Consider the following 11,946-nt stretch of genomic DNA (forward strand, 5'->3'; position numbering starts at 1 on the left):
GGCTATTTCTATTTTCTGGAGGTGATTTTATCCATTGAGAACTAACCGACCCTATGTGCAGATTGACCCTGATGTGCTTGAACGGGTACGACAGATTGACCTGTTATCCTATCTGCGGGAGTTTGAGCCGAGCAATCTTGTTATGCTTTATGCAGTATTTGTATTGAAGAAGGAATTGACTCGTCACAGACAAGTGGAAAACTTTTAATCTCTGTTTTGTCTGCGGTTGCAGAAATAGAAAGAGAAAATATCATTGAACAGACAAGATGCGTGCACATGCTTTATATCGGAAAGTAGCTTCTGGATCAGAAGGATTAAGCAATACTTCAGAAGGATTTTCAACTTTCTCTTTTGGTCGAAGCCGCCTTAAGCCATCATCATCAATGATCGTGCGTTCCTTTAATAGGCGAATAAGAAGCTGGTACTCACTTGTATCATCAAAATCACCGGTTGAATCACAAATCTTTATCAAGATATCTGCATCTTTCATCACGATAAAGGTTCTCTCAGTTGCATCCATATCCCGCTTGTGATAAATGCATTTATTATAATCATCTTTTTCAATATAATGATGTTGTTCATCCGGAATTTTTGTTCCACGCTCATCCATTATTTTGCAAAGATTAGCAACACAAGTGTAAAACAATTCAAGCAATGAGAGGTTTCTGATATTTGCAGCAACCATTAAACTGTCCATACGTTGTTTATCCGGAGTGATGTTCATAAAATCAGATATTTCTTTTGCCATTTTTACAACACATTCATGAATAAGATCAACATCATTCTCTGTTTCGTAAGAAAGAACTCGTGCTCTAAACCTGCTGAGGGTTCTGTCACTAATTGGTTGCTCTTCAAAACTGGTTGTGTGCAGTGCGTACTGATAGCGAATATCAAATGCCATAGCTTCAACGATCTCATAGTCAGTAACATTAAGAGCTTCTTTAAGAATCAGTGCCCCAACAATCACATTGACCGGAGTATTAGGTCTGGATGCTTTTTCACTGTAAAGAACAGAAAAAATATTTTCATCAATAGCAGGAAAAACTTTGTCAGCAAAAGTTTTTGCCCATGATTTTTCTAACATTCGTTTTTCACGTTCTGTAAGATTAAAAGTACTGTCTAAAACAGTAAGCTGTTGATTATCATTTTTAACAAAAGACATATGGATCACCTCATAAAATGCTACCTACATTTTACCAAAGAATCCAATGTTTTTACATATCGTGTTAAGTTTTCAAGGTATAAATTTATATCAAAGGTAATAAACCTTTTGACACCCTAATCTTTATCTAAAAGTTCTATTAGTCAAATCTGAAAGGGGACATTTCTATGTTTAATGTAAATTCCTATTATAAAACATTACTTTACAAGAAGAATAAAAAAGCATATAATTCTTTTATAATATATTTGATAAAAGAGGATAAGAAAACGGAAAATAAAGATAAAAAAAATACAACAAGAAAAAAAATAATTAATTATGTGCTGAACAATCATGTTACATCCAAGGCGGGAATCGCAAAAGAGTTAAACTTGAGTATGCCGACTGTGTTAGCAAATGTGAATGACCTGTTAGAAAAAAAGGTGTTGGAGGAAACTGGGGAATATGCTTCGACCGGTGGACGGAAGGCAAAAAGTATAGGGATTAATAAGTCATATTGTCATGCAATGGGAATTTTGATTACAGCGAATCATATAGAAATGGTATTAGTAAATCTTGGAGATGAGATTATAAAAAAAGATCGCATCCGTTTAAAATTTACGGCAGAGTTATCCTATTGTACAGAGGTGGCACAAAAGGTCAAAACTTTTCTTGAAGGCGAATTAGCGAAGGATACGCTACTTGGGATTGGAGTGGCAATCCCAGGAATTATTGATCAGAAAGAACGGATCGTTTTAAAATCCCATGCTTTAGGGATAGAAAATTATAGTCTGCGTTTTTTAGAGCAGGCTCTGGAAATTCCAGTATATTTTGAAAACGATGCTAATGCTGCAATGCTTGCAGAAAAAAAGCAAAAGTATCCAAATGCGATATATCTGTCTTTGAACCACACCTTAGGAGGTGCATTCTGCATAGATGGAAAGCTGTTTCGAGGGCAGAACCAGAAAGCAGGGGAGTTTGGTCATATGATACTCGTTCCCGGTGGAAGAAAGTGTTATTGTGGTAAATCAGGATGTGCGGATGCATATTGTGCTGCAAGTGTACTGACACAAGATAACAGGCAGTCACTGGATGCATTTATGGAAAAAGTTGAAAGTGGTGATGAAAAAAATTTGCAGACATGGAATGAGTATCTGGATCATCTTGCTGTTTTGATATCAAATCTGCGGATGGCATATGATATGGATATCATACTAGGAGGTGATGTGGGAGGGGTATTGTCAGATTATATGATACCGCTGGGAGAAAAAGTGATGGCATATAATGGCTTTGAGCATGATGTTTCATACTTGAAAAATTGTTCGTATAAGAAAGAAGCGTCAGCTGTTGGAGCCGCGAAATACTTTTTTACAAAACATATGGTAGAATTGTAAATTTTTTGAATGCAGATGTCCGCTTTATATGTGTGAAAAACGAGAAGTTGTGTAAAATTAGAAAAAGATATTATAGTAAAAAACGGAAAGAAAACGGTAACTACGGTTTCCTTTCCGTTTTTTTTGCGTGTTAATTGTTAAAAATATACAAAAAATGTATTTTGAAATTATGAAATATATAAAAATATGAAAAAACGTATTGACAAATTGTGTTTACATGGCAATAATATAATTACTTTAATAAAATATTTTATAAAACATAAAATAAAATAATATAAAAAAGGAGGAAACAATTATGTTACAGCAGATAATGACAAATCCAGGAGAAATTATTTTCAGAGAGGTTCCGGTTCCGGAGGTAAAGGAAAATCAGGTGTTGGTAAAGATTATGAATATTGGTGTCTGTGGATCAGATATTCATGTTTATCATGGAAAACATCCGTTTACAAAATATCCGGTAACACAGGGACATGAGGTTTCCGGTGAGATTACAGAACTTGGAAAAAATGTCACAGAGTTTCATGTGGGACAGAAGGTGACGATAGAGCCGCAGGTATATTGTGGACACTGCTATCCATGCCGTCATGGAAAGTATAATCTCTGTGAGGAATTAAAAGTAATGGGATTTCAGACGACAGGGACAGCATCTGAGTATTTTGCAGTGGATATATCTAAAGTAACAGCTATTCCAGAAGATATGTCCTATGAAGAAGGAGCTATGATCGAGCCTCTTGCTGTGGCAGTCCATGGTGTAAAACAGATGGGCGATGTGGCTGGCATGAATATTGCAGTCCTTGGAGCAGGACCGATTGGAAATCTCGTGGCACAGGCAGCAAAAGGAATGGGGGCAGCGAAAGTGCTGATCACAGATATCAGTGATCTTAGACTGGCAAAGGCAAAAGAATGTGGAATTGATGTGTGTGTGAATACCCAAAATAAAGACTTTGGTGAGGCAATGATCGAAGCATTTGGACCGGATAAGGCGGATGTGATCTACGACTGTGCCGGAAATAATATCACAATGGGACAGGCAATTAAATATGCAAGAAAAGGAAGCACGATCGTACTGGTGGCTGTTTTTGCAGGAATGGCAGAAGTAGATCTTGCAGTGGCAAATGACCACGAACTTGACATTAAGAGCACGATGATGTACCGCCATGATGATTATATAGATGGAATCAGACTGGTAAATGAGGGCAAAGTTCATTTGAAACCGCTCATCTCAAAGACATTTGCTTTTAAAGATTATCTGAAGGCATACCAGTATATTGATGATAACCGCGAGACAACGATGAAAGTAATTATCAACGTCAGTGAAAAGTAAGGAGTTCATATGAAAAATAAATATGGAATTGTCGGAGTTGCCCATGTCGGGCTTCCGACAAATGATTTACAGAAAACAGTTGAGTTTTATAAGAGTCTTGGATTTGAAGTAATTATGCAGTCTTATAATGAAAAAGCAGGGGAAAAAGTGGCATTTTTACAGATAAAAAATTACTGTATAGAGACTTTTGAAAATGGGCAGGCGACAATGTCAGACGGTGCATACCAGCATGTTGCACTTGATGTGGAAGACATTGAAAGTATGTATCAGAAAATCTGCAATGAAAAATACAAAGTTATTACCGATGGAATCGAAGAACTGCCATTTTGGGAAAATGGTGTGAAGTTTTTTATGATTAAGGGACCAAATGAGGAAAGAATAGAGTTCTGTCAGAAACTCTGATAAAAACAGGAGGGACATATGGGAAGCGAAAACAAAAATGGAAAAGTACCGCTGATTAGTAAGATTGCATATGGGTTTGGTGATGTTGGATGTAATTTCAGCTGGATGTTCGTCAGTAATTTTCTGATGATATTTTATACGGACGTGTTCGGAATCAGTATGGCGGCTGTATCAGCACTTATGCTTTTTTCAAGATTCTGGGATGCAATCAATGATCCAATCGTCGGGGGACTTACAGATAAAACAAAATCGAGATGGGGACGGTACCGTCCATGGCTGTTAGTAGCGGCACCAATTACAGCGATTCTTCTTGTCATGACATTCTGGGCAAGACCTGACTGGCCGCAGAATGGAAAGATCATTTATATGGTAATTACATATTGTCTGCTGGTTTTGGGGTATACCTGTGTGAATATTCCATATGGAACTTTGTGTGGTGCTATGACACAGGATATTGATGAACGTGCAAAAATAAATACATCTCGTTCGGTTGCAGCGATGATTGCAATTGGTGTGTTAAATATTATCACAGTTCCACTGCTCAGCAAATTCGGCAGTCACAGTGCAAAGACAGGATATCTGACGGTTGCGGTCATATATGGATGTATTTTTACAGCCTGTCATTTTTTCTGCTTTGCGAAGACGAAAGAGGCGGTGATTACTCCGGAAAAAGAAAAAATTTCTGTAAAGGTACAGTTGAAAGCAGTCATGCAGAATAGACCATATCTTCTTGCATTGGCAGGACAGATATTATTTGGATTTACATTATATGGTAGAAACGCAGATATTCTGTATTATTTTACATATGTGGAAGGGAATGCCTCCTACTACACAACTTATTCGATGTGCATCATTATTCCTTCTATCATCGGGGCAGCTTGTTTTCAACCATTATTCCGCAAGTTGAATAACAAAGGAAGAACGGCATCTCTCTTTGCTTTATTTACAGGAATTTCCATGTTGTCTATGTTTTTCTTCAATGCCAAAGAATCACCAGCTATTTTTTACGCATTATCTGGTCTCACACAGTTTTTTTTCTCTGGATTTAATACCGCAATCTATGCAATTATTCCAGACTGTGTGGAATATGGGGAGTGGAAAACCGGACTTAGAAATGATGGGTTTCAGTATGCATTTATTTCACTTGGAAATAAAATCGGAATGGCAGTTGGAACAGCACTTTTAGCAGGATTACTTGGAAAATATGGTTATATTGCAAATCAGGCACAAAATGCAATTGTACTTTCAATTATGAAGCATGCATTTACGACGATTCCTGGTGTACTATGGATTGTGACGGCAGTTGTATTATTTTTCTACCGGCTGAATAAAAAACGTTATAACGAGATCGTGGAGGAACTGAAACATGGAAGAAAAGGTTGATATTGTGGCAACTACTTACAGATGGTTTTGTCTCTGAAAGAGTGATTTCCTGAATCATCGGATGCAGAGAGATAGTGCGTCGTGTTGTTGTCTGAACGAAACCAGTCTCAACTAAATCGTTGATTTCATTTAGTGTGGGCAGTTCCAGCCATTTGGCAAATATACGGGCAGAAATACCGGTGGAAGGAAGAAAGCACATATTACACAGGATATCCTGCTGTTTAAGAGATAAAGTGTATAAAGAAAACAGCGTATGGATATGGCTATAATAGGTGGCTTTGTTGCTTTGTCCATCTTTGATTATTTTAATTTTATCTTCGTTATGGAAAGATGCTTTTTCCACCTGAAGTCTTGTCAATAACTGGTCTGGAGTCGAGATTCCATTTTCCAGAAGTTTTGCTGCCAGTTCCACAGCAAAAGTATGAGAGTGAACAGTTTCGATGATCTTTTCAACTGTTGCCCGGTACGTGTCTGCCTCTGAATAAAATACTGATGCCAGCTGGAAGAGAGCGTTCATATCTGATATTTCTTTTAATGGCAGAGTACAGTATTCATCCAGTTTGCTTCTGGTTGTAAACAAAATCTGGCAGCGATATTTTAATACTACTGACAGAAAGCTGTCTTGTGTAGCAGTGACATTAAAATTATCTATGATCAACAGAGTATCAGATTTCAGAGAACGCAGGAATCGGTTGTGCCTTTGGAAACGTTCCTGTTCCGTGCTTTCCGGCAGAGCGTCAATAAAATCCATGTCAGTAATATTCTGATGAAGATTGCCTACAGATATTCAAAAAATTCTTGGGATGTATTTGGAAGATAGGAAAAAACATCCCATAAGAAGTTTGAAAACTCATGTTGACATTTACGTTGACAGTTTACAGATAAACTTCCGGCAGAGACAATACGAACCTCTCTCTGTCGGGCATATAACAGAAAGGAATTTGATGATTATGGAAAAAATGATGAATACAAAGACACAGGGACACATTTTTACAAAGAAGATCGGACAGACGGTATATGTTGTCCGCTATCACTTCAATGAAGATGCGAAAGAAACCATGCAGGAGAAGATTAACCGGATGCTGATGACAGAAGTGAGCAGAGTGGAAGTGCAATGAAAATAGATAGATGTAATTGTAGGAGAAGTGTGATATTATGTGATTAACAAATCGGGATTTGATGGTGTGAAGATGCTAAAAATTATATTTGGGAATCAGAAAAATTAGAATTAGTAGTGAAAAACAAATGACTGTACAGCAATTAAAATACATTGTGACTGTGGCTGAAACAGGATCGATTACAGAAGCAGCTAAACAGCTTTTTATCTCGCAACCCAGCCTTTCAAATGCAGTAAAAGAAATCGAAAAGGAAATTGGGATTGCTATCTTCCTTCGGAGTCATGCAGGTATCACTCTCACAAAAGAAGGAATGGAATTCCTTGGATATGCAAGGCAAGTCATTCAGCAGATGGAACTGTTGGAAGATCGATACGTTGCATATAAAATAGGTATTATATATGATACGCCTCTATCTGATATGATGATTGATAGAAAGGTGGTCAATGATAATACCGACTTATGTGATTGGAAATTTTCTGATATATTGTATTGTTAATGCATTTACTCCGGGTCCTGGAAATATACTTGCCCTGAATACTGTAACGAACTATGGCTGGAACAAAGGAAAACCGCTGTTTTTTGGAATCTTTACAGGATACTATGTGGTTCAGATTTTGTGTGCTGTATTTGTATATGGAGTCAGCATGTTTTTACCGAATCTAATAAGTGTGTCGAAATACATAGGAGCAGCTTATATTCTGTGGCTGACCATTCATATAGCAATCAGTAAGCCACATGCTGAGAGTGCTGAGAAGTCCGCCTCTTTTTTGAAAGGCTTTATGCTCCAGTTCGTGAATGTGAAAATTTATATGTTTGGTATTACAGCGCTGACGGGATATATTGTTGACTTGAATTCATCATTTGCTGTACTTCTGTTCTTCGAGCTTGTAATTGCCACAATCGGAACAATAGCAACTGGCACTTGGATCGGGATGGGTGTTTTGATTCAAAAATATTACCTGAAACATTACAGAATCATCAATGTGATTTTAGCACTGACACTGTTAGAATGTATATACAGTATGCTGAGATAACTTCCAGTTTTTGAAACAGAGAAATCGGTAGTTATGGAGGTGAAAAATGTATTTCACAGACGAAAAAGACTATATTATGCGAATGATAAAAGAAATGGTAAGAGTACTATTTTCTTTAATGTTTGGGAAAAAGTATGTTTCTGTTGAACTTGAAAAAGAAAATAAATATGAAGTATCAGGGAAAAATTTGAAAGATTTTCTTGATATGATTGATTCTGGGAAAATTAACGAAGCAGAGAATATACTTTTAGATAGCGTTGATTATACAGACAGAAATGAGGTAATGGCAGCAGCTCTTTTCTACCAATACCTTAGTGAGAAGGATAGTGAGTTTTTGAAAAATAACAATTATACAAAAGAAGAAGTGCTTTCTGGTTTTAAGCAATTACTTATGCAGTCAGGATATACTGATTTGCTATGTTTGGTCAAAGATGAGGAGTAATGTAGAAAATTCAAAGAGATAAGAGTGATTGGTTGAAAGGAGAAATTGTATTATATGTTCTATGATTATATGATCTATATTGTTTTTGACTTTATGATGGCAGTGATTATGTTTTTGTTTGGAATGTGGTTTTATAAATCAGAAGGAAAAGCTGCTAATTTCTTGTCGGGTTATAATATGAAATCAGCGGATGAACGAAAGAAATACGATGAGAATGCTATGTGTAAGGCATATGGAAAAAGAATGATGTTTATGTCAGTTCCTTTTATTATTGGAATAATCATAGATATCCAATATCTAGGAATTGGTTGTTTGATTGCATGGGGGATATGGCTTATTATGTTTGTTTTGTTGCTTATTGATAGACATAAAAGAGAACGTTAAATTCCATTTGTAGAATTAAGAAAATCGGGATTTCGTGGGAGGTGTTATACAAATGAAACTGGCAGACTTATCAACTGGACCAGACTGGGTAGTATATGTTGGATTTATAATATTTGCTGTACTTTCCATAGTTTTGATTTCTGGACACGGAAGTTGGTTAATTTCCGGATATAATACAGCTTCAAAAGAAGAAAAGGCAAAATATAATGAAAAAAAACTATGTAGAACAATGGGAATTGGAATGTCTGTTATAGCAATTCTTCTATTAATTATGGGAGTGTTTGAAAATATTTTACCGGCATTTTTTGTGTATATTGCATTGGGTATTATTTTAGCTGATGTTGTGATAATTATTGTCTTGGGAAATACAATATGTAGAAGGTAACAAATTTCGACTTGTGGACTTTAACAACTCGAAATTTTCAAAGGGAGTAACGAATAAATGAACAAAGAACATCATAATGAAAATAAAAATGACGAAGAAGATACTTTAACATTAGCCAAACTTTTTAGTAATTGGTATGTAGGTGCTGTTGTAGGATTTGCACTAGGTACTTTCAAGGGTGATTTAACAACAGCGAATATAGGTTTTGTTATTGGAGCTGCTGTAAGTTGGATATTTAAGAAGTGTTTAATGAGCAAAAAATGAGTTTGTTTGTTAACTTTCAGTTGACCAAGAAAATGAGGAGGATTCATTATGAGTGAGAAAACAGAGATTACTTTCATGCAAACAAGATTAATCCGGCTTGCTTCAGAAGAGTGGTATTTACCTGTTGAACAGATTATCCACTTGTTTAAAGAAGCTGATGTTCTTGGATATATAGAAAAATGTTATGGAATTTTTCATTGTGAAGGCGATGAAGCTGTGCTTGAAGATATTACTGAATTTTTGCAAGGAAAGGGGATAGAGATTAGTGCTTGAGTTAAAAGATGGATTTGTTCTCTATCATGGAAGTTATTGTGAAGTAAAAGAGCCAGAACTTGCTAAATGTGCAAAGAGAAAAGACTTTGGGCAGGGATTTTATTTGATTACATCAAAGGAGCAGGCAGAAAGTTTCCTGAGAACCTCAATAGCCAAAGCAATCGCAACCGGAACAATTGAAGAGGGACAGAAGTATGGATATATTTCAACTTTTGAATTCAAACTTTCAGAAAATCTTGAAACGCATATTTTTGAAAATGCAGATGTAGACTGGTTACATTGCATTGCAGCTCATCGAAAGAAAAAAATGTTTATCGAAGTTGAACGTGAAATGGCGAGGTATGATATCATTGCAGGAAAGATTGCGGATGATGCAACAAACGCTACCCTTACTGCTTACCTTGCCGGGGCTTTCGGGACAGCAGGAGATAAGGAAGCAGACGATTTCTGCATCAGACAGTTGCTGCCCAATAAACTAAAAGATCAATATTGCTTCAAAACAGAATCCGCTATTAAGTGTCTGAAATTTGTGAAAGGTGAGAAGATATGGCTGAAGTAACAATTCCAAAGGAAAAAATGAATTATACAATAGATCTTCTTATCACTATGGTGACAGATGAGATTGCAGAAGAAACGGGCAAGGACAGAAAAGAGATATTGACAGATTTTCTATGTTCAAAGACAGGAAAAGCACTGTATGATGAGAAAACAAAGCTGTGGTGCAATGGTCCGGCATATATAGCTGAATTGTATAGGGAAGAGTTAAAGAAATCTGGATATCAGATTTGAGATGAATGCATATCTGGATGCGTTGAAAACTACCGCTATTATATCGTTGTGATAACTAAATATTTCAAAAGTTACTGAGGTCAGATTCTTTTAATTATGGAACAATGACCTCAGTTTTTTTATACCCAGGAATCGGCATTTATGAATAAGCCGGTTCTTTTTATTTACAGAAAAGAAGGAGGACGACAGAGTGGGCAGAGTTATTAAGGAGATGAGATTTTATATTGAATGTGATTAAGTAAAGAGCAATCATTTCGATTGTCTTCAGAAATTATAATGATTTCTACCTTTGGGTGATTTACGATTTCAGGCCAGAAAGATTCTGCAGGTTCTTGCAATACCCCTAAAATGGGAGTCTGCCCATCCAAAAGGTTTAGGATTTTTCTCCGAAATAAAGCTGCGTCTGCTTCATGTGGACCAAGCTCATCCATAACAATTAAAGAGCAGTCAGAACACATGGAAAGAATATTGCATCCAAGGCGATCAAAGGTATCGGCAGTGTGTTCATCTGTTTTTCCGCATAAAAACAAAAGATTAGATTCGTTTGGGAGCTCCTTCTCTTTTAGATGGTACATATGAACTGAATACTGATCCTTCAGATAGTTTTTTGTGCGGACAGTCAGGAATCCATCAGAGGTTTTCTTATAATCATCTAATATCTTTTGGATCAATGTAGATTTTCCAATGTGTTTTTTACCAGTTAAAAATATATGTTGAGTCATAGTAAAGTCCCATTTCATTTTATAATAGTTCTATAGTCAGGTCGTATTGTTTTGTTTCGAACATCCCAGAGAATTCTTCCATAAGTGGAATCAGTTATTTCCTTGATCTGCCCATCTTTGTTTAAGTGAGATTGAATCCATTGCATGATTTTATTTGCGTTTTCCTGTGTATATTCTTCAGAAGGAAGCATGTGCTCCATGAGGGAATCAATATATTGTTCATCCGGAGTTACCCAGGTTTCACGATGGAGTTTTTCATAGCTTGTTTCAGGATTATATCCAAGCAGAAATAATATATTGAAAAGAGAGAAAAACCATCGCCCATTCCATTGGGGTGCTGTTTGTTTGCCAAATACTTCCTGTAAGATCTGTTCCCTGAGTGAATTTCGTCTGTCAAGATGCGTGATATTACAGCACCATGCCCTGCTCATTTCCATAGATTTTATCAGTCCGTCCATATTGTGGATTGCAGGTGTCATGGAACTGAATACCAAATCAAATGCATGCGTATACCCCGATTTATCAATATCTAATGTCTGAAAATTACATGTATAGAGTATAGCGTTATTTAAGCCTTCATTTTGGATATGTTCCATTCCGTGTTTAACCATTTTATCAGAAATATCCAGCCCCACTACTTTATGTACATATTTGGCAAATGCAGCAGCAAACCGTCCGGGACCGCATCCAATATCTGCGACATCATAATTTTTTTCAAGAAGTCCTTTGGAATCCAGGTAGTTTATTGCGCTGATGACACGTTCATCACCTTTTTCTTTCTTTTTGCGTGCGTCTTCCCAAAAGTCTGCACGTTTATTCCATCTTTCTATAGCCCGCTCAGGTAATTCTGCAGGCTCAGATTCCTGCAGAGAAATAAAATAATCCAATATAGAG

17 protein-coding genes and 3 pseudogenes are annotated in these 11,946 nt (G+C 36.5%); 16 read left to right on the forward strand and 4 right to left on the reverse strand.

The annotated features are described in order from the left end of the window. Window positions 1-34 precede the first annotated feature (34 nt). Both H8Z79_RS17705 and H8Z79_RS17515 read left to right on the forward strand, forming a co-directional pair. Window positions 35-208: a hypothetical protein gene (locus H8Z79_RS17705; RefSeq protein WP_330607619.1), complete on the forward strand. Its 174-nt coding sequence runs from the start codon at window positions 35-37 to the stop codon at window positions 206-208. Further along, window positions 157-264: pseudogene (locus H8Z79_RS17515) on the forward strand (recombinase family protein); the annotation flags it as partial. The gene H8Z79_RS17705 and the pseudogene H8Z79_RS17515, both read left to right, overlap by 52 nt. On the opposite strand, the gene H8Z79_RS17015 reads toward H8Z79_RS17515, so the two are convergent. Continuing rightward, the gene (locus H8Z79_RS17015; RefSeq protein WP_225877018.1) at window positions 251-1,162 is read right to left on the reverse strand and encodes a transposase; all 912 of its coding nucleotides are present in this window, start codon (window positions 1,160-1,162) and stop codon (window positions 251-253) included. The pseudogene H8Z79_RS17515 and the gene H8Z79_RS17015 overlap by 14 nt on opposite strands. Before the next feature lie 167 nt (window positions 1,163-1,329). Here H8Z79_RS17015 and H8Z79_RS14695 point away from each other — a divergent pair, with 167 nt between their 5' ends. The 4 genes from H8Z79_RS14695 (at window position 1,330) to H8Z79_RS14710 (ending at window position 5,641) form a co-directional block, all read left to right on the forward strand. Continuing rightward, window positions 1,330-2,532 (forward strand): ROK family transcriptional regulator, encoded by a 1,203-nt coding sequence (locus H8Z79_RS14695; RefSeq protein WP_330421917.1) that lies wholly within the window; start codon window positions 1,330-1,332, stop codon window positions 2,530-2,532. 295 nt (window positions 2,533-2,827) lie between these two features. Next, complete coding sequence (locus H8Z79_RS14700; RefSeq protein ID WP_118040896.1) at window positions 2,828-3,856, forward strand: zinc-dependent alcohol dehydrogenase; 1,029 nt, start codon at window positions 2,828-2,830, stop codon at window positions 3,854-3,856. Between the two features lie 9 nt (window positions 3,857-3,865). Continuing rightward, window positions 3,866-4,258: a VOC family protein gene (locus H8Z79_RS14705; protein WP_118040894.1), complete on the forward strand. Its 393-nt coding sequence runs from the start codon at window positions 3,866-3,868 to the stop codon at window positions 4,256-4,258. Between the two features lie 18 nt (window positions 4,259-4,276). Next, a complete protein-coding gene (locus H8Z79_RS14710) occupies window positions 4,277-5,641 on the forward strand; it encodes an MFS transporter (protein ID WP_015541058.1) in 1,365 nt (454 codons plus the stop codon). Between the two features lie 4 nt (window positions 5,642-5,645). Here H8Z79_RS14710 and H8Z79_RS14715 read toward each other — a convergent pair. Further along, a pseudogene (locus tag H8Z79_RS14715) lies at window positions 5,646-6,419 on the reverse strand (Archaeal ATPase); the annotation flags it as partial. 172 nt (window positions 6,420-6,591) lie between these two features. Here H8Z79_RS14715 and H8Z79_RS14720 point away from each other — a divergent pair. The 10 genes and pseudogenes from H8Z79_RS14720 (at window position 6,592) to H8Z79_RS14765 (ending at window position 10,330) form a co-directional block, all read left to right on the forward strand. Further along, complete coding sequence (locus H8Z79_RS14720; RefSeq protein ID WP_118040950.1) at window positions 6,592-6,759, forward strand: transposon-encoded TnpW family protein; 168 nt, start codon at window positions 6,592-6,594, stop codon at window positions 6,757-6,759. Window positions 6,760-6,886: 127 nt separating this feature from the next. Further along, a pseudogene (locus H8Z79_RS17520) lies at window positions 6,887-7,138 on the forward strand (LysR family transcriptional regulator); the annotation flags it as partial. Between the two features lie 70 nt (window positions 7,139-7,208). After that, window positions 7,209-7,793 (forward strand): LysE family transporter, encoded by a 585-nt coding sequence (locus H8Z79_RS14730; protein ID WP_118040948.1) that lies wholly within the window; start codon window positions 7,209-7,211, stop codon window positions 7,791-7,793. A 46-nt stretch (window positions 7,794-7,839) separates the two neighbouring features. Continuing rightward, window positions 7,840-8,235, forward strand: a complete 396-nt coding sequence (locus tag H8Z79_RS14735; protein WP_015542403.1) for a DUF6483 family protein — start codon at window positions 7,840-7,842, stop codon at window positions 8,233-8,235. A gap of 54 nt (window positions 8,236-8,289) precedes the next feature. Then, window positions 8,290-8,619, forward strand: coding sequence for a DUF3784 domain-containing protein (locus H8Z79_RS14740; protein ID WP_015542404.1), 330 nt, complete (start codon window positions 8,290-8,292; stop codon window positions 8,617-8,619). Between the two features lie 52 nt (window positions 8,620-8,671). Continuing rightward, entirely contained in the window at window positions 8,672-9,004 is a 333-nt protein-coding gene (locus H8Z79_RS14745; protein WP_015542405.1) for a DUF3784 domain-containing protein, read from the forward strand. Window positions 9,005-9,061: 57 nt separating this feature from the next. After that, window positions 9,062-9,268, forward strand: a complete 207-nt coding sequence (locus tag H8Z79_RS14750) for a hypothetical protein (RefSeq protein WP_015542406.1) — start codon at window positions 9,062-9,064, stop codon at window positions 9,266-9,268. A 48-nt stretch (window positions 9,269-9,316) separates the two neighbouring features. After that, window positions 9,317-9,541, forward strand: coding sequence for a DUF3791 domain-containing protein (locus H8Z79_RS14755; protein ID WP_015542407.1), 225 nt, complete (start codon window positions 9,317-9,319; stop codon window positions 9,539-9,541). After that, on the forward strand, window positions 9,534-10,100 hold the full coding sequence (locus H8Z79_RS14760; protein ID WP_118040890.1) for a DUF3990 domain-containing protein: 567 nt from the start codon (window positions 9,534-9,536) through the stop codon (window positions 10,098-10,100). The genes H8Z79_RS14755 and H8Z79_RS14760 overlap by 8 nt, the downstream gene beginning before the upstream one ends. After that, window positions 10,088-10,330 carry a hypothetical protein gene (locus H8Z79_RS14765; protein ID WP_055307231.1) on the forward strand — a complete coding sequence of 81 codons (243 nt, stop codon included), beginning with the start codon at window positions 10,088-10,090 and terminating at the stop codon, window positions 10,328-10,330. Before H8Z79_RS14760 ends, H8Z79_RS14765 begins: the two co-directional genes overlap by 13 nt. A 203-nt stretch (window positions 10,331-10,533) precedes the next feature. Here the strand turns inward: H8Z79_RS14765 and H8Z79_RS14770 are convergent, their stop codons facing one another. Next, the gene (locus H8Z79_RS14770) at window positions 10,534-11,052 is read right to left on the reverse strand and encodes a nucleoside-triphosphatase (protein ID WP_225877019.1); all 519 of its coding nucleotides are present in this window, start codon (window positions 11,050-11,052) and stop codon (window positions 10,534-10,536) included. A 14-nt stretch (window positions 11,053-11,066) separates the two neighbouring features. Further along, window positions 11,067-11,939 carry a class I SAM-dependent methyltransferase gene (locus H8Z79_RS14775; protein ID WP_225877020.1) on the reverse strand — a complete coding sequence of 291 codons (873 nt, stop codon included), beginning with the start codon at window positions 11,937-11,939 and terminating at the stop codon, window positions 11,067-11,069. Between the last annotated feature and the right edge of the window lie 7 nt (window positions 11,940-11,946).

It is taken from the genome of Blautia intestinalis (assembly GCF_014297355.1).
Taxonomy (GTDB): Bacteria; Bacillota; Clostridia; order Lachnospirales; family Lachnospiraceae; genus Blautia_A; species Blautia_A intestinalis.